This window comes from Pantoea sp. X-Soil-YNGN-775, from assembly GCF_059730575.1.
Genome location: NZ_AP035945.1, coordinates 2,075,674 through 2,095,723, shown reverse-complemented (window position 1 = coordinate 2,095,723; position 20,050 = coordinate 2,075,674). Strand labels below are relative to the sequence as shown.

18 protein-coding genes are annotated in these 20,050 nt (G+C 57.7%); 8 read left to right on the top strand and 10 right to left on the bottom strand.

Features of this window, described 5'->3' with window-relative positions:
* Positions 1-6: 6 nt before the first annotated feature.
* From AC6I8I_RS09885 to ynaL, 3 genes are all read left to right on the top strand, one after another.
* Entirely contained in the window at positions 7-1,626 is a 1,620-nt protein-coding gene (locus AC6I8I_RS09885; RefSeq protein ID WP_312054711.1) for a peptide ABC transporter substrate-binding protein, read from the top strand.
* Between the two features lie 118 nt (positions 1,627-1,744).
* On the top strand, positions 1,745-2,728 hold the full coding sequence (gene zntB / locus AC6I8I_RS09880; RefSeq protein WP_312054512.1) for a zinc transporter ZntB: 984 nt from the start codon (positions 1,745-1,747) through the stop codon (positions 2,726-2,728).
* A 311-nt stretch (positions 2,729-3,039) separates the two neighbouring features.
* Positions 3,040-3,186, top strand: coding sequence for a proline-rich small protein YnaL (ynaL, locus tag AC6I8I_RS09875; RefSeq protein WP_162836816.1), 147 nt, complete (start codon positions 3,040-3,042; stop codon positions 3,184-3,186).
* A 49-nt stretch (positions 3,187-3,235) separates the two neighbouring features.
* Here the strand turns inward: ynaL and ttcA are convergent, their stop codons facing one another.
* Both ttcA and AC6I8I_RS09865 read right to left on the bottom strand, forming a co-directional pair.
* Positions 3,236-4,156 carry a tRNA 2-thiocytidine(32) synthetase TtcA gene (ttcA, locus tag AC6I8I_RS09870; RefSeq protein WP_312054514.1) on the bottom strand — a complete coding sequence of 307 codons (921 nt, stop codon included), beginning with the start codon at positions 4,154-4,156 and terminating at the stop codon, positions 3,236-3,238.
* A 149-nt stretch (positions 4,157-4,305) separates the two neighbouring features.
* Positions 4,306-4,962 carry an MgtC/SapB family protein gene (locus tag AC6I8I_RS09865; RefSeq protein WP_312054516.1) on the bottom strand — a complete coding sequence of 219 codons (657 nt, stop codon included), beginning with the start codon at positions 4,960-4,962 and terminating at the stop codon, positions 4,306-4,308.
* A gap of 184 nt (positions 4,963-5,146) precedes the next feature.
* Between AC6I8I_RS09865 and AC6I8I_RS09860 the strand changes: the two genes are divergently transcribed.
* Complete coding sequence (locus AC6I8I_RS09860) at positions 5,147-5,422, top strand: putative hemolysin (protein ID WP_312054518.1); 276 nt, start codon at positions 5,147-5,149, stop codon at positions 5,420-5,422.
* A 52-nt stretch (positions 5,423-5,474) separates the two neighbouring features.
* Here the strand turns inward: AC6I8I_RS09860 and AC6I8I_RS09855 are convergent, their stop codons facing one another.
* Positions 5,475-6,467 (bottom strand): 2-hydroxyacid dehydrogenase, encoded by a 993-nt coding sequence (locus AC6I8I_RS09855; RefSeq protein ID WP_312054520.1) that lies wholly within the window; start codon positions 6,465-6,467, stop codon positions 5,475-5,477.
* Positions 6,468-6,614: 147 nt separating this feature from the next.
* Between AC6I8I_RS09855 and AC6I8I_RS09850 the strand changes: the two genes are divergently transcribed.
* From AC6I8I_RS09850 to AC6I8I_RS09840, 3 genes are read left to right on the top strand one after another with little or no spacing between them, the layout of a single operon-like run.
* Positions 6,615-9,245 carry a YdbH family protein gene (locus AC6I8I_RS09850; RefSeq protein ID WP_312054522.1) on the top strand — a complete coding sequence of 877 codons (2,631 nt, stop codon included), beginning with the start codon at positions 6,615-6,617 and terminating at the stop codon, positions 9,243-9,245.
* A complete protein-coding gene (locus AC6I8I_RS09845; RefSeq protein ID WP_031376780.1) occupies positions 9,242-9,430 on the top strand; it encodes a YnbE family lipoprotein in 189 nt (62 codons plus the stop codon). Before AC6I8I_RS09850 ends, AC6I8I_RS09845 begins: the two co-directional genes overlap by 4 nt.
* Positions 9,431-9,441: 11 nt before the next feature.
* Positions 9,442-9,765: a YdbL family probable chaperone protein gene (locus tag AC6I8I_RS09840; RefSeq protein WP_312054524.1), complete on the top strand. Its 324-nt coding sequence runs from the start codon at positions 9,442-9,444 to the stop codon at positions 9,763-9,765.
* 56 nt (positions 9,766-9,821) lie between these two features.
* Here the strand turns inward: AC6I8I_RS09840 and azoR are convergent, their stop codons facing one another.
* Positions 9,822-10,421: an FMN-dependent NADH-azoreductase gene (gene azoR, locus AC6I8I_RS09835; RefSeq protein WP_312054526.1), complete on the bottom strand. Its 600-nt coding sequence runs from the start codon at positions 10,419-10,421 to the stop codon at positions 9,822-9,824.
* 256 nt (positions 10,422-10,677) lie between these two features.
* Between azoR and hrpA the strand changes: the two genes are divergently transcribed.
* Positions 10,678-14,580: an ATP-dependent RNA helicase HrpA gene (gene hrpA, locus AC6I8I_RS09830; RefSeq protein ID WP_312054527.1), complete on the top strand. Its 3,903-nt coding sequence runs from the start codon at positions 10,678-10,680 to the stop codon at positions 14,578-14,580.
* A gap of 61 nt (positions 14,581-14,641) precedes the next feature.
* Here the strand turns inward: hrpA and AC6I8I_RS09825 are convergent, their stop codons facing one another.
* The 6 genes from AC6I8I_RS09825 to rstA form a co-directional block, all read right to left on the bottom strand.
* Positions 14,642-15,451, bottom strand: a complete 810-nt coding sequence (locus AC6I8I_RS09825) for a trypsin-like serine peptidase (protein ID WP_312054528.1) — start codon at positions 15,449-15,451, stop codon at positions 14,642-14,644.
* A 114-nt stretch (positions 15,452-15,565) separates the two neighbouring features.
* Positions 15,566-15,646 carry a small membrane protein YdgU gene (gene ydgU, locus AC6I8I_RS09820; protein WP_456152378.1) on the bottom strand — a complete coding sequence of 27 codons (81 nt, stop codon included), beginning with the start codon at positions 15,644-15,646 and terminating at the stop codon, positions 15,566-15,568.
* 82 nt (positions 15,647-15,728) lie between these two features.
* Entirely contained in the window at positions 15,729-16,211 is a 483-nt protein-coding gene (asr, locus tag AC6I8I_RS09815; protein ID WP_312054530.1) for an acid resistance repetitive basic protein Asr, read from the bottom strand.
* A 157-nt stretch (positions 16,212-16,368) separates the two neighbouring features.
* Entirely contained in the window at positions 16,369-17,856 is a 1,488-nt protein-coding gene (locus tag AC6I8I_RS09810) for a carboxypeptidase M32 (protein ID WP_312054532.1), read from the bottom strand.
* Between the two features lie 19 nt (positions 17,857-17,875).
* Positions 17,876-19,177: a two-component system sensor histidine kinase RstB gene (rstB, locus tag AC6I8I_RS09805; RefSeq protein ID WP_312054534.1), complete on the bottom strand. Its 1,302-nt coding sequence runs from the start codon at positions 19,175-19,177 to the stop codon at positions 17,876-17,878.
* The gene (gene rstA, locus AC6I8I_RS09800) at positions 19,174-19,899 is read right to left on the bottom strand and encodes a two-component system response regulator RstA (protein ID WP_312054535.1); all 726 of its coding nucleotides are present in this window, start codon (positions 19,897-19,899) and stop codon (positions 19,174-19,176) included. Before rstA ends, rstB begins: the two co-directional genes overlap by 4 nt.
* Positions 19,900-20,050: the final 151 nt, after the last annotated feature.

The following is a 20,050-nucleotide window of genomic DNA, read 5'->3' as shown; positions in this document are numbered from 1 at the left end:
GTGATGATGGTTAAGACCTTTCGCATGACGCTGGCGGCGCTCAGCCTGAGCAGCGTACTCACACCCGCGATGGCGGCGACGCTGCCCGCCGGCGCGCAACTCGCTGACCAGCAACAGATTGTCCGTCATATCAAAGATGAGCCCGCCTCGCTCGATCCGCTCAAAGCGGTCGGGCTGCCGGAAATTCAGGTTATCCGCGATCTGTTTGAAGGACTGACTAATCAGGATGCGCACGGCAAAATCGTCCCCGGCGTGGCGCAAAGCTGGAGCAGCAGCGATAACAAAACCTGGATCTTTACCCTGCGCAACAACGCCCGCTGGTCCAACGGCGAGCCGGTCACTGCACAGGATTTCGTCTACAGCTGGCAGCGTCTGGTTGATCCTAAAAACAGTTCGGCCTTTGCCTGGTTTGCCGGCTTAAGCGGCATTGAAAATGCAGCAGCGATCACCAAAGGCGAGATGACGCCCGACAAGCTGGGCGTGGTGGCCCAGGACAACAGCCGGCTGAAGGTCACCCTTGACCGCCCGGTGCCGTGGTTCCCGGCGCTGGTCGCCAACGTGGCGCTGTTTCCGGTTCCGCAGCAGGTGATCGCACAGCAGGGCGACAGCTGGACTGCGCCAGGCAAGCTGGTGGGTAACGGCGCTTATCAGTTGAGTGAGCGAGTGGTGAATGAAAAGATAGTGCTGACGCGCAACCCGCACTACTGGGACGACGCCCACTCGGTGCTGACCAAAGTCACCTTCGTACCAATCAACGAAGAGTCGAGCGCCACCAAACGCTATCGCTCAAACGATATCGACATTACCGAATCCTTCCCTAAAAACATGTATGCGCTGCTGAAGAAAACCCTGCCGGGACAGGTGTTTACCCCGGACCAGCTCGGCACCTATTACTACGCGTTCAATACCCAAAAAGGCCCGACTGCGGATGTGCGGGTGCGTAAAGCGCTGTCATGGTCGATTGACCGCCAGATTATTGCCGATAAGGTGCTGGGAACCGGCGAAAAGCCCGCGTGGCACTTTACGCCAGACGTTACCGCCGGCTTTAAGCCGCTGCCGTCTTTCCTGCAACAGCATGACCAGAACAGTCTGAATGCCCAGGCCAAAGCGCTGCTGGCCTCTGCCGGCTATGGACCGGGCAAGCCGCTGCGCCTCAAGCTGCTGTACAACACCTCTGAGAGCCATCAGAAAATCGCGATTGCGGTGGCCTCGATGTGGAAAAAGAACCTTGGCGTTGATGTCACACTGGAGAATCAGGAGTGGAAAACCTACATCGACAGCCGCAACAGCGGCAATTTCGATGTGATCCGCGCTTCCTGGGTTGGCGATTACAACGAGCCTTCCACCTTTCTCAATCTGCTGACCTCGGGTAACAGCAGCAATATCGCGCGCTTCAGCAATGCGGACTATGACGCGGTGCTTGCCAAGGCCAGCAAAGAGACCAGCGACCAGGCACGCAACAGCGATTACAACCGTGCCGAGCAGATTCTGGCTGAGCAGGCACCAATCGCGCCGATTTATCAGTACACTAACGGTCGTCTGATCAAACCCTGGGTCAAAGGCTATCCGATCACTAACCCGGAAGATGTGGCCTACAGCCGCGAACTGTGGATTGAAAAGCACTAAGCCGTTTGCGGCCTGCTGTCAGGCCGCAGAGTGACATCTTTCCACCCAGCCCGGTGATTGCAACTCAACGCCGCCACGCTAGACTGTATCGTATTGATTTTGATAGTGAGGCAAGGTTGTGGATGTAATAGACGGAAAAGCATTGCAGGTTTCAGACGCCATCATTTCCTGCCAGCTGGATGGAAAGGGCGGGTTAATCCCGATTGCAGAAGATGAAGTGATCCACTGCGAGCGGCCCTGCTGGCTGCACCTGAATTATACCCATCGTCAGAGTGCGGAATGGCTGCAATCGACGCCGCAAATCCCTGATGCGGTGCGTGACGCGTTAGCCGGCGACAGCATGCGTCCGCGCGTCAGCCGGCTGGGGGACGGGTTTATGATTGTGCTGCGCAGCGTTAACCATAACAGCGATGCGCGTCCCGACCAGCTGGTGGCGATGCGGGTGTTCATCAACGATAAACTGATTGTCTCGACCCGGCGGCGCAAAGTGTTCGCGGTGGATGAGGTGCTGACCGATCTGCAAAACGGTAACGGGCCGATCGACTGTGGCAGCTGGCTGGTGGACGTTTGCGATGCGCTGACCGATCACACCAGCGAATTTATCGAACAGCTGCACGACAAAATCATCGAAATGGAAGATGCGCTGCTGGACCAGCGGATGCCGGCGCGCGGCGAACTGGGCTTACTGCGCAAGCAGCTGATCGTCATGCGGCGTTATATGGCACCGCAGCGCGACGTCTATGCCCGGCTGGCCAGCGAGAAGCTGGCGTGGATGGACGACAGCGAACGGCGACGGATGCAGGAGATTGCCGATCGCCTCGGACGCGGGCTGGATGACCTCGACGCTGGCGTGGCGCGGACCGCCATTCTGGCCGATGAAGTCGCCTCGCAGATGGCGGAGTCGATGAATCGCCGCACCTATACCATGTCACTGATGGCGATGATTTTCCTGCCCGCTACCTTTCTGACCGGTTTATTCGGCGTCAATCTGGGCGGCATCCCGGGCGGGGAGTGGCGGTACGGATTTTCGATCTTCTGTCTGCTGCTGGTGGTGCTGGCGCTCAGCGTGGCGGGCTATCTGCGCAGGCGGCGCTGGCTGTAGTGCATCACCAGCAGCGCAGTCCGGTGTGAAAAGCGGCGCTGAATACCCGCTGAACGCGTTAAGCGAAAAAAAGCTGATCGATATCAATAACCCTTAAGCGCGACTGACGCAAACTCTCTCCCGCAGGTGAATGCAACGTCAAGCGATGGGCGTTGCGCTCCATATTGTCTTACTTCCTGATTTAGAATTAATGCATAGCACATTTAATTCGAAACACGCCGGCCACTGTGCCGGCTTTTTTTTTTGCCGCCTGGCTGTGATGCGTTTCCTTTCCTATGCTTAAACTTCATTCGCAAGAAAAGGAGTACGGCATGAACGCGATTCTTAACAGCGAGCCGATCCCCACGGATCCGACCCCGATTCCTGACCCGATTCCCCAGCCACAACCGCAACCCGATCCGCCACCGGACCCGGAGTTTCCGCCGGTAATGGATCCGCCACCGCACCGAAACATATAAAAAAAGGGCGTGCTGACAGCAGCACGCCCTTAATCATGGTGAAGTGGCGTTATTTAATCTGCACCACATCCAGCCGCGCGCTGACATCCGGCGCGTCTTCTTCCTCTACCCGCCAGCCCGCTGGCTGCAGCGGCAGGGTTTCACGGTCAAACGCCAGATCGCCACCATCCACCACCGCATCGCCGTGCTTGATCCCTTTAAAATCGAACAGGTTAATGTCCGCCAGGTGTGAAGGCACCACGTTCTGCACTGCGCTGAACATGGTTTCAATACGGCCCGGATAACGCTTGTCCCAGTCACGCAGCATATCGGCCACCACCTGACGCTGCAGGTTCGGCTGCGAGCCACACAGGTTGCAGGGAATAATCGGGAACTGACGGGCTTCAGAGAAGCGGATGATATCTTTCTCGCGGCAGTAGGCCAGCGGGCGAATCACAATGTGCTTGCCATCATCGCTCATCAGTTTTGGTGGCATGCCTTTCATTTTGCCGCCGTAGAACATGTTCAGGAACAGGGTTTGCAGGATGTCATCACGGTGGTGGCCCAGCGCAATTTTGGTGCAACCCAGCTCGCTGGCGACACGATAAAGAATACCGCGGCGCAGACGAGAACAGAGTGAGCAGGTGGTTTTGCCTTCCGGGATCTTATCTTTAACAATCGAGTAGGTATCTTCTTCGATGATGCGGTAGTCGACACCTTGCGACGCCAGATATTCTGGCAGAATGTGCTCCGGGAAGCCCGGCTGCTTCTGATCGAGGTTAACCGCAATCAGGCTGAAATTGACCGGCGCGCTCTTTTGCAGGCTGCGCAGGATTTCCAGCATGGTGTAACTGTCTTTACCGCCTGACAGGCAGACCATGATGCGGTCGCCTTCTTCGATCATATTAAAATCAGCAATCGCTTCGCCGACATGGCGACGCAGGCGTTTCTGTAATTTGTTGAAATTATACTGTTCTTTTGAACTGGTCACGTGATTCCTGGCCTGTAAACAGAGACGTCAGCGTCACGGCTGACAATAGAAATAACTTTTGCTGCGTATGGTACTTAATGTGCGCTGAAATACCAGTGCCAATTGGCGGCGGGCAGGGGCAAAAGCTGGCCTGCCTGCAATAAAGCTGATTACATCATCTCCAGCGATTGCACGCCTTTGATTTCCATCACCTTATCGTACAGATGTGCATCATTTGATTTGCGTGACAACGTCACCTGAACGCTGAGTTCGCACAGGCCGCTCTCTTCATCGCGATTGATCACCGTCACGTTGCCGTAGCGTATTCTTTCCCGCTGCATCACCAGCAGCACCAGCGGGACGCTTTTGGGTTTGAGAAACACCAGCAGGGTATGATGTTTGCCAATCAAAAAATGGCTGAGACGGCGAAACACTTCCAGCACCACCAGCGCCAGCACCGTGCCGTAGATACCGATCTCGTACATCCCGCTGCCGATCACCAGGCCAATCGCTGCGGTAACCCACAGACCCGCGGCGGTGGTTAATCCTTTCACCACCTGTTTCTGAATCATAATGGTGCCCGCGCCGAGGAAGCCCATACCGCTGACCACCTGGGCCGCTACGCGACTCGGGTCCAGCGCGACGTGCTCATTACTCAGCATATCGGCAAAACCATATTTCGACACCAGCATAAACATCGCGCTGCCAATTGCCACCAGAATGTGGGTGCGCAGTCCCGCCTCTTTGGCCCGCATCTGACGTTCCATTCCGATCAGACCGCCCAGCACGCCCGCCAGCGCGATGCGAATTAACATGTCCATTAACATGGCATTACTCCGATTTAATAAACGCCGGGAAAGTCTGAAGATTCCCTGATACCAGGTAAACAAGATAATTCTGCTTGCAAATGTCGCTGGAGAATTTTGTAAAAAGCTGTTTCACCCCTCGACCCCTTGCGCTGCCTGACATATGCTGGCTCAGCCTTTAACCCCAACCCCCGGAGTCTGACTGATGAAAGCAGCCACCTTTTTGCTGGCCGGTGCCGCGCTGATCCTCTCTGCCTGTAGCAGCAACAGTGATGACAACGAGCCACCGCAACAGGCGACAGCCGCCCATATTCAGCCACGGGTGGTGATGTCCTCGCTGGCCGAAAGCACCTGTTCGAATGCAGGCGGCACGCTGGCTTTTTCCCATCAGCTTGACGGTTCCCGGGTTGGCATGTGTCAGTTAGTGAACGGTCGTCGTTGTGATGAACAGGCATTGATTGGCGGACGCTGCGCCCGTTAAGTCAGACGCTACGCCCGTTACGTGACAGGCCGGAGAGTTCCGGCCCGCATGTTCAGGCAGAGATACGATTCGGGCAATTTTCGCCGCGATCGAGCTGGCTGAGATTATTCAGAGTCGTTTCAGAGATGGCGGTCAGCGCTTCGGCGGTTAAGAACGCCTGATGACCGGTAAACAGCACGTTGTGGCAGGCAGAAAGCCGGCGGAACACATCGTCCTGAATCACATCATTCGACTTATCTTCAAAGAACAGATCGCGTTCATTCTCATACACGTCCATGCCGAGCGACCCAATCTTCTGCTGCTTCAGCGCGTCAATCGCCGCCTGTGAATCAATCAGGCTACCGCGGCTGGTGTTGATGATCATCACGCCATCACGCATCTGGCTGAACGCATCGGCGTTAAGCAGATGATGGTTTTCCGGCGTCAGTGGGCAGTGCAGGGTAATCACGTGCGATTCTGCAAACAGCGTTTTCAGGTCGACATATTCAGCCCCCAACGCCAGCGCCGCATCGCTGGGATAGGGATCAAACGCCAGCAGGCGCATGCCTAATCCCTTGAGGATCCGCATTGTCGCGATACCAATTTTGCCGGTGCCAATGACGCCAGCGGTTTTACCGTGCATATTAAATCCGGTCAGGCCGTCGAGTGAGAAGTTGGCGTCACGGGTGCGTTGATAGGCGCGATGGATGCGGCGGTTCAGGGTGAGCATCAGACCGACCGTATGTTCTGCCACCGCTTCCGGCGAATAGGCGGGCACTCTGACAACCGGCAGACCCAGCTCCTTCGCGGCGTCCAGATCGACATTGTTAAATCCGGCACAGCGCAGGGCGATGTACTTCACGCCCAGCGACGCCAGCTCTTCCAGTACCGGGCGGCTGCCATCATCATTGACAAAGATACAGACGGCATCACAGCCGACGGCGTTTTTCGCCGTGCTCTCGGTCAGCAAAAAGTCAAAAAAGACCAGCTCAAAACCGAACTGCTGATTAACCTGTTCGAGGTATTTCTGATCGTAATGTTTGGTGCTGTAAACCGCGATCTTCATCGTTGTACTCCTGCATACGGGTGTGGATCAAGAATAACGTTTTCTGACTGACTTTGCTCTAACCGCTGATTTACGCGCTGGCCGGACCTTCACCTTCCGGGCGTTCCATGCCATCATCGTTGTCAGGATACTGTAAGGAAAAGGATTATGGCTGTGATGCCACGGATTTTCCGGCGACGGCTGGCGGCCCTTCTGGCGCTGATTCTGCTGCTGCTGGGCGTGCTGCTGACGATCACCCAATGGCTGCCACGGTTAGTCGGTATCTGGCTGCCGGCAGAAACCCGCATTGCGCTCGCCGGTTCGCCGCGCTGGCGGGATGGCGGCCTGTGGTTCCCCGGCATTCGCTATCTGGCCCAGGATTGTCCGCTGGCGGAGATCCAGTCGGCCTCGCTCGGCTGGCATGATTCGCGCTGGAAGCTGAATGCCGCCCGGCTGACGCTGAACAGCGAATGCCTGCAAAAATTGCCTGCCGGTGACGGCCCGTCGCCAGCGCCCAAAACGCTGGCTGAGTGGCAGGCGATGCTGCCGGGGGCCGACATTCATCTGGCGAAGCTGGTCGTCACGCCGTGGCAGACTTACGCCGGCGCGCTGGATCTGACGCTGGAAAAACAGCGTCAGCAACTCGGTTATCAGGGGGAGAATCTGCAGCTGGCGGCAACGCTGACCGGCCAGCAGCTTGCCATCAGTCGCCTGACGCTTAATCATGCCGCGTTACCTGAGCCGGTCACGCTGAGCGGTCACCTCGAACTTCCGACCTTCGCTAACGGGCTGCCGGTCAACGGTGAGGTGGCCGGGCAACTGGCGCTGTCCGCGCTGCCGCATCCGCTGCAACTGACTCTTAACTGGCAGCAGCAGCAGGGCGTGCTGAGCGTGGCGATGCCGGATACCGCACAGCCGTTGCTGCGACTGCCGTGGCAGGCGAGCCACGATCAGATTCACATCCGGCAGGGTCAGTACTTCTGGCCGCTGGCTGGCCAGCCGCTGTCAGGTTTCATTAATCTGACGCTGGACAACTGGCAGGCGGGCCTCGACGCCAGCCAGATTAGCGGCCGGGTTAACCTGCTGACCCAGGGACGCGGCGGCAAAGGCAACGTGGTGCTGGGTATCGGTCCGGGTCATCTGAGTTTGACCGACAGCCACCTGCCGTTTCAGCTAACGGGCGAAAGCAAGCTCTCTGACCTGCAGCTTTACGGCTCGATTCCGGGCCTCCTTAGCGGCTCATTGCTCGACCCACAACTTCTGCTGCAACCTAAATCGCTGCTGCGACTGCGCGGCCGTCTGCTCTCGACGCTGGAGGTGGATGAGGCGCGCTGGCCGCTGGCCGGCGTCCGGATCTCCACCCAGGGGATTGATGGCCGGCTGCAGGCGATCCTCAATGCGCACGACGCCAGTTTTGGCCGTTTCCGGCTGCACCTGGACGGGCGCGCCACGGATTTCTGGCCGGATAAAGGCGAATGGAACTGGCGCTACTGGGGCGGAGGTGAGATGCGGCCGCTGCAGGCGCGCTGGGATGTTAAAGGCACCGGCGGCTGGCGGGACACGCTGATTCATCTCGATACGCTCTCCACCGGCTTCAACCACCTCGCTTACGGTAGCGTTCAGGTGGAAAAGCCGCGTCTGACGTTGACCGCGCCGGTCAACTGGCAGCGCGCTGAGGCGCATCCGGCGTTTAATGGCGGCTTCAGGCTGCAGGCGGGGCCAACCCGTTTCAGCTATGGCGGCAGGCTGGCGGACGCGACGCTCGACTTCGACGCCACCGGCCGCGACCCGGGGAATTTCATCTGGCGTGGCGCGCTTAACGCCGGTGAGGTGGGGCCGCTGCGGGTCCACGGTCGCTGGGATGGTGAACGGCTGCGGGGCGAAGCCTGGTGGCCAACTCAATCACTAACCGTATTCCAGCCGCTTCTCAGTCCGGATCTGAAAATGCAGATCCGCAGCGGCGAGCTGCAGGCGCAGGTGGCATTTTCAGCGGCGCGCGATCAGGGATTCCAGGCCGGCGGGCACTGGACGGTCAAAGCGGGCAGTCTCTGGACTCCGGACAGCCAGATTAACGGCGTTGATTTCTCGCTGCCGTTCCGGCTGAAAGATCAGCAGTGGCAGTTTGGACAGCACGGTCCGGTTTCGCTGCGCATCGCCGAGGTCAAAAATCAGTTTGCGATGCAGAACATCCGTGCCGATCTGCAAGGGGCCTGGCCGTGGAGCGAACAGGCACCGCTGACCCTGCAGGATGTCAGCCTCGATCTGCTGGGCGGACAGATCAGCTTACCATCCTTACAGATGCCGCAGCATCAGCCGGCGCGGGTGTCACTGCGTAATATCAGCCTGAGCGAGCTGGTGACGGCGATCAAACCGAAACAGTTTGCCATGTCCGGCCGGGTAAACGGCGAGCTGCCGCTGTGGCTGAATAATCCGCGCTGGCTGATTGAGAAAGGGTGGATCGCCAACAGTGGGCCGCTGACCTTCCGGCTCGATAAAGATATGGCGGATGCGATCACCCGCAATAACGTGGCGACCGGCGCGGCGCTGGACTGGCTGCGCTACATGGAGATCTCCCGCTCGTGGGCCATTATCAACCTGAATAATCTCGGCGATCTCACCATGGAGGCGCAGGTGCAGGGCGTTAGCCGCTTCAGCAACCGTCGGCAGACCGTCAACCTCAACTATCATCATCAGGAAAATTTGTTTCAGCTGTGGCGCAGCCTGCGCTTTGGCGATAATTTGCAATCCTGGGTGGAGCAACATGCCACTCTGCCATCGAACAAGGACACCTCACCATGAGCCTCAGGGCATTACTGGTTCTGGCAGCCGGGCTGCCGCTGATCGGCTGTGTGCCGCGCATTGAAGTGACGGCACCTAAAGATCCGATCACCATCAATATGAACGTGAAAATCGAGCATGAGATTCACATCAAAGTGGATAAAGACGTGGAAGCGTTATTGAAAAACCAGAGCGATCTGTTCTGAGGAGAGCGAGTATGAAACGCATCAGCGTAGCCCTGTTACTCGCCCTGGTGATGGCCCAGCCTGCCTGGGCGCTGACGCTGGACGAGGCCCGCCAGTCGGGCCGGGTGGGCGAGACCCTATCGGGCTATCTGGCCGCCCGGGCGCAGGACAGCGAAACCCGGGCGCTGACAGAACGCATTAACGCGGGACGACAGCAGCAGTATCAGCGGGTGGCAGAGCAGAACCATTTAACCACCGATGAGGTCGCCAGCATCGCCGGACAGAAGCTGGTCAACCGGGCCGCAGCGGGGGAGTATGTGCGCGGCATCAACGGTCAGTGGCTGAAAAAAGAGTAACGGCAGGCGAAAAAAAGCCGGGCACAAGGCCCGGCAAGTACAACGGCATCAAAAGATTATGCAGTGACGATCTGCTGGATAGCGTCTTTAGCTTCAGCGGTCGCTTTGTTAGCCACTTCCGGACCGTAAGCGATACCTTCAGCGAACACGAACTCAACATCGGTGATACCGATAAAGCCCAGGAACAGCTTCACGTATGGCGTCAGCAGATCGGACGCGGTGTCTTTGTGAATGCCGCCGCGGCTGGAGATCACCACCGCACGTTTGCCTTTCACCAGACCTTCCGGACCTGCTTCGGTGTAGCGGAACGTCACGCCAGCACGGGCGACCAGATCGAAGTAGTTCTTCAGCTGAGTCGGGATGTTGAAGTTATACATTGGCGCAGCAATCACGATTTCATCATGTGCCTGCAGTTCTGCAATCAGTTCATCCGACAGCGCCAGCGCTTCCTGCTGACGTGGCGACAGTGGCGCATCAGACGGACGCAGCGCACCGACCAGCTCACCATCCAGTACCGGAATCGGGTTAGCCGCCAGATCGCGTACCGTCACTTCTTTGCCCTGAGATTTTGCCTGTTCAACATAGAAGTCAGCCAGTTGGCTGGATTGTGAATAGCCTGCGAGGATGCTTGATTTCAGAACTAAAACTTTGCTCATGGTGATTTCCTGTCTGTAACGCGGAAGGCTTTCCGCTCAATGGTTTACACTCTACGGTTATCAATGGCGCGGTGATAGCGCAATATTTCGAGGTCAATGTTCGAATTTATTGAATAAGCGTAACGTGCGCCGCCCTCCGGCACAGGTCGAAATGTGCTATGATGCGCACAATTATTTTATTGAATCAGCCGGTTAACCCGGCTTGCAGCGCGCTGCTACCGGCAGCGACAGCGTCTGAGTAAGGTACGTCATTATTATGTCATCTCCCGATACCTCCCCACTGGCTTCGCTCTGGTCACGACTTGACGGGTTAATGCTGCGCGACCGCCAGCGCCTGCAACGTCGCTTACAGGGTGCCAGGAAAGTGAAAAACCCGGCCGCTCAGCAGGGCATCGCCAGCGAACTGGAGCAGGATTTTAGCGCCGCCGAGCAGAAGGTGGCCCAGCGTCGCGCCGCCACGCCGGCCATCACCTTCCCGGAAAATCTGCCGGTCAGCCAGAAACAGCAGGATATTGCTGCGGCGATTCGCGATCATCAGGTGGTGATTGTGGCGGGCGAAACCGGCTCCGGTAAAACCACCCAGCTGCCGAAGATCTGTCTGGCGCTGGGGCGTGGCGTGACCGGGCTGATTGGCCATACCCAGCCGCGTCGCCTGGCGGCGCGCACCGTGGCGAACCGCATCGCCGACGAACTGGATACCTCGCTCGGCGGCTGCGTCGGTTACAAAGTGCGATTCAACGATCAGGTCAGCGATCTGACCCAGATCAAATTGATGACCGACGGGATTTTGCTGGCGGAAATTCAACAGGACCGCCTGCTGATGCAGTATGACACCATCATTATCGATGAGGCGCATGAGCGCAGCCTGAACATCGACTTCCTGCTGGGCTACCTGCGTGAACTGCTGCCGCGTCGGCCCGATCTGAAAGTGATCATTACCTCAGCCACCATCGATCCGCAGCGGTTTTCGCGGCATTTTAATAATGCGCCGGTGATTGAGGTCTCGGGTCGCACCTATCCGGTGGAAGTGCGTTACCGGCCGGTAGTGGAAGAGGCGGATGACGGCGATCGCGATCAGCTGCAGGCGATCTTTGACGCGGTGGATGAACTGAGTCATGAGAGCCGCGGCGACATCCTGATATTCATGAGCGGTGAACGTGAAATCCGTGATACCGCAGACGCGCTGATCAAACGCGATCTGCCGCATACCGAGATTCTGCCGCTCTACGCCCGGCTGTCAAATGCCGAGCAGAACCGGGTATTCCAGTCACACAGCGGCCGGCGGATTGTGCTGGCCACCAACGTGGCGGAAACCTCGCTAACGGTGCCCGGCATCAAATATGTTATCGATCCCGGAACCGCGCGCATCAGCCGCTACAGCTTCCGCACCAAAGTGCAGCGGCTGCCGATTGAGCCGATTTCACAGGCGTCGGCCAATCAGCGTAAAGGGCGCTGTGGACGTGTGTCAGAAGGGATCTGTATCCGGCTCTATTCCGAAGATGACTTCCTCAGTCGTCCGGCGTTTACCGATCCTGAAATCCTGCGCACCAACCTGGCGTCGGTGATTCTGCAGATGACCGCGCTGGGGCTGGGCGATATCGCCGCGTTCCCGTTTGTTGAAGCGCCGGATAAGCGCAACATTCAGGATGGGGTACGCCTGCTGGAAGAGCTGGGCGCGCTGACCCTGAACGAAGAGGACGGCCATTATCGGCTGACCGGTTCCGGCCGTCAGCTGGCGCAGTTGCCGGTCGATCCAAGACTGGCGCGAATGGTGCTGGAAGCGCAGAAATTCGGCTGCGTGCGTGAAGTGATGATCATCACCGCCGGCTTATCAATTCAGGACCCGCGCGAGCGTCCGGCCGAGAAAAAGCAGGCGTCTGACGAAAAACATCGGCGATTTGCTGATAAAGATTCCGACTTCCTCGCCTTCGTTAACCTGTGGAATTACCTGGCGGAGCAGCAGAAAGCGCTGTCGGGTAACCTGTTCCGCCGCCAGTGCAAAAGCGATTTCCTCAACTATCTGCGGGTGCGTGAATGGCAGGATATCTACACCCAGCTGCGGCAGGTGGTGCGCGAGCTGGGCATTCCGGTCAACAGTGAGCCGGCAGGCATGCGCGAAGTTCACTGCGCGCTGTTAAGCGGCCTGCTGTCGCATATCGGCCAGAAAGATGCGGATAAGCAGGAGTTTACCGGCGCGCGCAATACCCGCTTCGCCATCTTCCCCGGCTCCGGGCTGTTTAAGAAGCCGCCGAAGTGGACCATGGTAGCGGAACTGGTGGAGACCAGCCGGCTGTGGGGCCGCACCGCCGGGCGCATCGAACCGGAGTGGATTGAGCCGCTGGCCCAGCACCTGATCAAGCGCAGCTACAGCGAACCGCACTGGGAGAAATCGCAGGGCGCGGTGATGGCCACCGAGAAAGTAACGCTATATGGCCTGCCGATTGTGGCGGCGCGCAAAGTTAATTATGGCGGCATTGATCCGACCCTGAGCCGTGAGCTGTTTATCCGTCATGCGCTGGTAGAGGGCGACTGGCAGACGCGTCACGCCTTCTTCCGCACCAATCAGAAGCTGCGCAGCGAAGTCGAAGATCTGGAGCATAAATCGCGTCGTCGCGACATTCTGGTCGATGACGAAACCCTGTTCGCCTTTTACGATCAGCGTATCGGTAAAGAGGTGGTGTCGGCGAAGCACTTTGATAGCTGGTGGAAACAGGCCAGCCGCGACAACCCGGAATTGCTTAACTTTGATAAGCAGATGCTGATCAAGGAGGGTGCGGACAAGGTCAGCCAGCTCGACTATCCCAACTTCTGGCATCAGGGCAACCTCAAGCTGAAGCTCAGCTACCAGTTTGAACCGGGTGCTGATGCCGACGGCGTGACGGTGCATATCCCGCTGCCGCTGCTTAACCAGGTGGAAGAGAGTGGCTTTGAGTGGCAGATTCCGGGCGTGCGGCGCGAACTGATTATTGCGCTGATTAAGTCGCTGCCTAAGCCGCTGCGGCGCAATCTGGTGCCGGCACCGAACTACGCCGAAGCGTTTCTGGGTCGGGTCACGGCAATGGAGATGCCGCTGCTGGATGCGCTGTCACGGGAGTTTCGCCGCATGACCGGCGTCACGCTGGAGCGGGAAAACTGGCAGTGGGATCAGGTGCCCGATCATCTGAAAATGACCTTCCGGGTGGTGGATGAACACAACCGCAAACTGCTGGAAGGCAAAGATCTGACCGCCCTCAAGGCGCAGCTGAAAGGCAAAGTGCAGGAAACCCTGTCAAAAGTGGCGGACGACGGGCTGGAACAGAGTGGCTTGCATATCTGGAGCTTCGGCGACCTGCCGCGCAGCTACGAGCAGAAGCGCGGCAGCTATCAGGTGAAAGCCTGGCCGGCGCTGGTTGATGAGAAAGAGAGCGTCGCGATTCGGCTGTTCGACAGCGAGCAGGAGCAGCAGAAGATGATGTGGCGCGGACAGCGCCGTCTGCTGCTGCTCAACGTGCCGTCGCCAGTGAAGTACCTGCACGAAAAACTGCCGAACAAAGCCAAACTCGGGCTCTACTTCAACCCGTATGGCAAAGTGCTGGAGTTGATCGATGACTGTATCGCCTGTGGTATTGATAAGCTGATTGCCGAAGCGGGCGGACCGGCCTGGGATCAGGCCGGGTTTGAGGCGCTGCGGGACAAGGTGCGCGCTGAACTGAACGAGACCGTGGTGACCATTGCTAAGCAGGTCGAGCAGATCCTGACGGCAGTGTTCAACATCAATAAGCGCCTGAAAGGACGGGTCGACATGACGATGGCGCTGGCGTTATCCGATATCAAAGCGCAGCTCAGTGGCCTGGTCTATCGCGGTTTTGTCACCGGCAACGGCTGGCAGCGGCTCGGCGACAGTCTGCGCTATCTGCATGGCATCGAACGGCGGCTGGAAAAACTGCCCGCCGATCCGCACAGCGATCGGGCGCGGATGCTGAAAGTGCAGGCGGTGGAGCAGGCGTATCAGGCGTGGCGCAATAAATTGCCGCCGCAGCGTCAGGACGATGAAGAAGTGCAGGCGATTCGCTGGATGATCGAAGAGCTGCGGATCAGCTACTTTGCTCAGCAGCTCGGCACGCCTTATCCCATCTCTGATAAGCGCATTCTGCAAACCATGGAGCAGATTGCGGGCTGATAAAAAATCGGGGCGCGTCAGTGATGACGCGCCCCGGCTTCTGTTTGCAGCACCTGGCCGATTACTGTGCTAACGCTTCCAGCTCGTCTCTGAACGAGGTAACGGCAATCGCCCGGTTGTCGGCCAGATAACGATCTTTCGCGGCGGGCGCTGAGCTTTGCACCGCAATCAACTGCCAGCCTTTATCACTGTTCAGCAGCAGCGGCGAACCACTGTCGCCGGGCAGCGTATCACACTGATGCGACAGCACGGCGCGTTGCGCCCAGCCGGTAATCAGACAGTCACTGTGAGAATACAGCGTATCAAGATGATCGGCCGGATAACCCGCCTGGGTCACTTTACGACCGGTCTGTTTCAGCGCCGCCGTTAACTCACTGCGTGAGCCATCAAACAGCGGAATCGGCGTAATGGCAGAAGGGGGATTACGCAAAATTACGATGCCATAATCAAACGGCGCGGCGTTGCTCGGCACGATCCAGCCTTCACCGTCCGCTTTCAGCTTTGAGGCCAGCGACGGTTCGACGCGGGCATCAATGTCGTGGATTTCATAACGCCAGCCTTTATCACTGGCCATAAAGCGCAGCGCAACCGGCTTATCAAAATTACCCGGTGGCGCAAGTAAGCAGTGTCCGGCCGTCAGGGCCAGATGCGGTGAGATCAGCGTGGCGGTGCAGAGATTACCGCTTTCGGTTTCCAGCTGGCCAATGGCATCCCAGGGGGCCGCGGTAATATCGGTGATCGCTTTGCGTTGGTCTTTGCCGAAAAACAGCATTTTGATTTCGTCAGGCGTTGGCGTGTCGTCATCATCATCGGCGTGAGCAAAGGAGGTAAAGCTGAAAAGTCCAACCATTAACAAGATAGCCAGGCGCATAGAACTCTCAATGACGAGAAAAATTGACGTTATTGTTATCAAGCAACTGCGATAACTATAGTCTGTGAGCGCTAAAAAAGGGAGTTTTATTGGTTAATCAGTACGCTACAACCGTTAAATAAAAAAGCTGGCTGCCACAATGCCACACAGGATCATAATCAGCAGAATAATTTCGAAGCGATAGCGACGCACCATTTCATCCACTCCAGTAAAGAAACACCCGGCATAACCGGGTGTTTTTATTCATTAACGCGTGGTCGGGCGCGCTTCGGCGACCTTAGTTCTTAGCCGCTGGTTTAACGACTTTTTTGTGGTGAACTTTTTTAGCAGCCTGGGCTTTCTGTGCCGCTGGCTTGGTTACTTTCTTGTGGTGAACTTTTTTAGCGGCCTGGGCTTTCTGTGCCGCTGGCTTAGTTACTTTTTTGTGGTGCACTTTTTTAGCAGCCTGGGCTTTCTGTGCCGCTGGCTTGGCTGCTTTCTTGTGGTGCACTTTCTTAGCCGCCTGCGCTTTCTGCGCAGCCGGTTTCACTGCTTTCTTGTGGTGAACTTTTTTAGCCGCCTGCGCTTTCTGGGCTGCGTCTTTCTTCATCACTTTTTTGTGTTTCTTGTGTTCAGTTTTGTGTGCAGTTTTCGCTGGTGCTGCTGCGGTAGTTGAAGTCGCAGCTGGCGCAGCGGCAGGAGCAGCCGTGGTTTCAGCAGCGAAGGCAACAGAAGAGATACCCATAGCAGCGGCGACAACCAGTGCAAATAATTTTTTCATTGCAAATTCCTCGGACATTTTTTTCATGTGTAGCCCACTGCGGGGCCGGTGAAGAAACTATAGGGAAATCGCTGCAGGGTGTCCGTGGGTGTTTGGTATCGGCGTGTAACCGATTGTACAACGCGGGAAAAGGGCGGTCAGATGACCGCCGCGCAGTTTAGTTATTCAGATAGCGTTGTTCAAGATGCTGACGGAAAAAGGCCGGATTCAGCGATTCGCCGGTGGCATTGATCAGCAGCTGGTCGGTAGAGAAGCGGCTGCCATGCTGCCAGATATTTTGTTGCAGCCAGTCAAACACCGGTTGCAGCTCGCCGTGCTGGATCAGCTCGCTGAGCTGCGGAATCGCCTTCTTCACCGCCTGGAACAGCTGAGCCGCGTACATGGCACCCAGCGTGTAGGTCGGGAAGTAGCCGAAGGCACCGTCGGTCCAGTGAATATCCTGCATACAGCCGTCACGGTAGTTGCCACGCGTATCGAGACCCAGCGACTGCTGCATCTTCTCATCCCACAGCGCCGGAATATCATCAACCTCAATCTCGCCTTCGATCAGCGCCTGTTCAATCTCATAACGCAGGATCACATGCGCCGGGTAGCTCAGTTCATCTGCGTCGACCCGAATCAGTCCCGGTTTAACCTGCTGCGCCAGCCGGACGAAATTATCCGCCTGCAGCGCGGGCTGGTCGCCGAAGCGGGCGATGATTTGCGGCAGAATACGCTGCAGGAATTCGCGGCTGCGTCCCAGCTGCATCTCCATAAACAGGCTCTGCGACTCGTGAATCGCCGTTGATCGGGCCAGCGCCACCGGCTGTCCCCGCCACTGTTGCGGCAGATTTTGCTCATAGCGCGCATGGCCGGTTTCGTGGATCACCCCCATCAGGGCGCTGAGAAACTCCTGCTCATTGTAGCGGGTGGTGATCCGCACATCTTCCGGCACGCCGCCGCAGAACGGATGCGCACTGACATCCAGCCGGCCGTGGTTAAAGTCGAAACCCAGCGTTTCCATAATGCTGAGGCCAAGCTGGCGCTGTGCGGGCAGGGCAAAAGGCCCCTGCGGCGGCGCAACCGGCTGCTGCGCCTGCTTTTCGACCACCTGCTGCAACAGCTGCGGCAGCCAGCTTTTCAGGTCGCCAAAGGTTTTATCCAGTCGGGCGCGGGTCATGCCAGGCTCATACAGGTCCAGCAACGCATCGTAGCGGGAGCTGCCGGTCGCATCAGCGCGCAGTTGCGCTTCTTCACGACTCAGGCGCACCACCTCTTTCAGGTTGGCGGCAAAGCCCTGCCAGTCATTGGCCGGACGCTGGCTGCGCCAGGCGTGTTCACACACCGAACCGGCCAGTGATTTGGCCTCAACGAAGGCGTCAGGCAGCAGGCTGGCCTGCTGATAAGCACGCTTCATTTCATTGAGGTTGGCGCGCTCGACATCATTCAGGTCCTGCTGTTCTGCCTGTTGCAGCAGTTCGCCGATCTGCGGTGCGGTCAGAATCTGGTGCTGCAACACGCTCATCTCAGCCAGCGCCTCACCGCGAGCGCGGCTGCCACCGGGTGGCATGGTGGTTTGCATATCGCAGCCGGCGATGGCGGTAACGTGATTAAAACGCGACAGGCGCTGGAAAGTCGCGCTAAGTTGTTGATACGCTGAGGTCACGCAAGACTCCTTGTAATAGTTAACGTAGCGGAATTTCCCGCAAGGGTAGATCAACCGGCCAGCAAAAGCGAACGCTGGCCCCGCCGAGCGGGCTGGCCTCAATCGTCACCTGGCCGCTGAGCGCCTGGGCAATAGAGTGAACAATCGCCAGCCCCAGTCCGCATCCACCGGTTGCCCGATCGCGACTGGGATCGAGCCGGACAAAGGGTTCAAACACCCGTTGCCGCTCTTCGGCCGGAATACCCGGACCGTCATCTTCAACCTGCAGGCATCCAACCGGGCCATCGAACCACAGGCTGATACGCAGCCGCTGATTGGCGTAGCGCAGCGCGTTATTCACCAGATTATCCAACACCCGTTCCATCAGCCGGGTATCCGAAACGCCGGTGTTTTCCCGCTGTGGCAGGTCAAGATCGAGCTGAACCTGCGGATTGATGGCGCGAAAGTCGTCGAGCCGCTCACGCAGCCAGTTGGCCAGATCGAGCGAGCGCAGATTAAGGTCAACACGCGGTCGATCGAGCCGGGCATAGGTCAGCAGCTCTTCAATCAGGCTTTCCAGCTGGCCGATATCGCGGTTAAGCGCCAGTCGCTCGCTATCGGTCAGGTTATCGCTCATCTCCAGCCGGTATCGCAGGCGGACCAGCGGCGTACGTAACTCATGGGCGATGCCATCAATTAACTGCTTCTTACTGGCGACCAGCGTGTTGATATTTTCCGCCATCTGATTAAAGGCGATGCCGAGCCGGAACAGGCTGGAGGTGCTGTCAAAATGAGTACGCACGTCGAGTTCGCCCCGGCCAAAGCGCTGCGCCGCTTTTTCCAGCCGCTGCATCTCTTTCCAGTGCGGACGCATCCAGATAAACACCGGCAGCGCCAGCGACATGCCGATAAACACCAGCAGCGCAATATCCAGCAGCCGCATCTGATGCAGGTAGAACAGGTAGGGGATCGGTCCGACCGACAGCACATAATGGCTGCGCGGAATATGCTGCAAAAAGGTGTACTGATCGTCGAGCGCCACGATTTCACCGGCGCGTAACCGGCGCATATTGCCGTCATCGAGCTGATACTTGCTCATTGGCTCAATGTGCAGATCAAACGACAGCCCGAGATCGAGGCTCTTGATGGTTTTATTCCAGTCGCGCGGTGGGATTTCGCGCAGTTCACTGCGAATCAGATAGAGTGAACTGGCCATCAGGTCGTTCATCGACTGGCGGCCGGCCCGTTCAGCGGTGAACTTGTAGACCAGGCCGACCAGCAGCGTCATCACCAGAAAGCAGACAAACAGCAGCAGGTAGAACTGTATAAAAAGCTTTCTCATATCACGCGGGTGTCCCAGGCCTGTGGCGCAAACAGATAGCCTTTGTTACGAATCGTTTTGATACGGAACGGCTCGGTGGCGCTGTCGTGCAGTTTTTTGCGCAGGCGGGAAATCGCCACGTCAATGCTGCGGTCGAGGCCGTCATAGCTGACGCCGCGCAGCGTTTTGAGCAGCGCATCGCGGTTAAGGATCTGTCCGGCGTGGCTGGCCAGCTCCCACAGCAGATCGAAATCGGCGGTGGAGAGGGCGATCTGCTCGTCAAACAGCGTGACCTGACGGTTGAGCGCATCGATGGTCAGCGAGCCGAAACGCAGCATCCGGTTGGCCGCCGCTGCGGGCGCAGCATCTTCCGGCTGTCCCTGCTGCGACTGGCGCAGATGCAGGCGCAGACGCGCCAGCAGCACCGCCGGCGGCGTGGTTTTCAGGATGTAATCCTGCGCGCCCATCTCCAGCGCCAGAATATGGTTCATGTCGCTGTCGAGTGAGGTCAGCAGCACAATCGGACCCTGCCAGTTGGCCCGCAGGTCACGGCAAATCGTCATGCCATCTTTGCCCGGCAACATGATATCCAGCATTACCAGGTCCGGCTGTTGTTCAGCAATTACCGCTTCGGCACGATCGCCGCGGGTCTCAACAATCACTTCAATATCATGACGTCCCAGATAAGCGGCAATCAGTTCGCCCACTTCCGGTTCGTCTTCCACATAAACGATTTTGTTCATAGTTCACTGCGCAGAATAAGGATGAACGAAAGCATATCTTTTCCTGGTCCTGAGCTCTACGCTATCGCACGAAATATCCCTATCTCACTGGTATATAACCGGCAAAATGTGCCATCATAACCGCGGCCTTTTTGCGCCAGGTTCGGAACCG

Bases quoted from the DNA above. Each gene is read 5' to 3' on its own strand.
- hrpA (WP_312054527.1), top strand. From the start codon at position 10,678: ATGTCATCTCCCGATACCTCCCCACTGGCTTCGCTCTGGTCACGACTT.
- rstA (WP_312054535.1), bottom strand. From the start codon at position 19,899: ATGAACAAAATCGTTTATGTGGAAGACGAACCGGAAGTGGGCGAACTG.
- AC6I8I_RS09860 (WP_312054518.1), top strand. From the start codon at position 5,147: ATGAAAGCAGCCACCTTTTTGCTGGCCGGTGCCGCGCTGATCCTCTCT.
- AC6I8I_RS09855 (WP_312054520.1), bottom strand. From the start codon at position 6,467: ATGAAGATCGCGGTTTACAGCACCAAACATTACGATCAGAAATACCTC.
- AC6I8I_RS09845 (WP_031376780.1), top strand. From the start codon at position 9,242: ATGAGCCTCAGGGCATTACTGGTTCTGGCAGCCGGGCTGCCGCTGATC.
- AC6I8I_RS09825 (WP_312054528.1), bottom strand. From the start codon at position 15,451: ATGCGCCTGGCTATCTTGTTAATGGTTGGACTTTTCAGCTTTACCTCC.
- AC6I8I_RS09865 (WP_312054516.1), bottom strand. From the start codon at position 4,962: ATGTTAATGGACATGTTAATTCGCATCGCGCTGGCGGGCGTGCTGGGC.
- rstB (WP_312054534.1), bottom strand. From the start codon at position 19,177: ATGAGAAAGCTTTTTATACAGTTCTACCTGCTGCTGTTTGTCTGCTTT.
- AC6I8I_RS09850 (WP_312054522.1), top strand. From the start codon at position 6,615: ATGGCTGTGATGCCACGGATTTTCCGGCGACGGCTGGCGGCCCTTCTG.
- azoR (WP_312054526.1), bottom strand. From the start codon at position 10,421: ATGAGCAAAGTTTTAGTTCTGAAATCAAGCATCCTCGCAGGCTATTCA.
- ynaL (WP_162836816.1), top strand. From the start codon at position 3,040: ATGAACGCGATTCTTAACAGCGAGCCGATCCCCACGGATCCGACCCCG.
- ydgU (WP_456152378.1), bottom strand. From the start codon at position 15,646: ATGGTGCGTCGCTATCGCTTCGAAATTATTCTGCTGATTATGATCCTG.
- AC6I8I_RS09840 (WP_312054524.1), top strand. From the start codon at position 9,442: ATGAAACGCATCAGCGTAGCCCTGTTACTCGCCCTGGTGATGGCCCAG.
- asr (WP_312054530.1), bottom strand. From the start codon at position 16,211: ATGAAAAAATTATTTGCACTGGTTGTCGCCGCTGCTATGGGTATCTCT.
- AC6I8I_RS09885 (WP_312054711.1), top strand. From the start codon at position 7: ATGGTTAAGACCTTTCGCATGACGCTGGCGGCGCTCAGCCTGAGCAGC.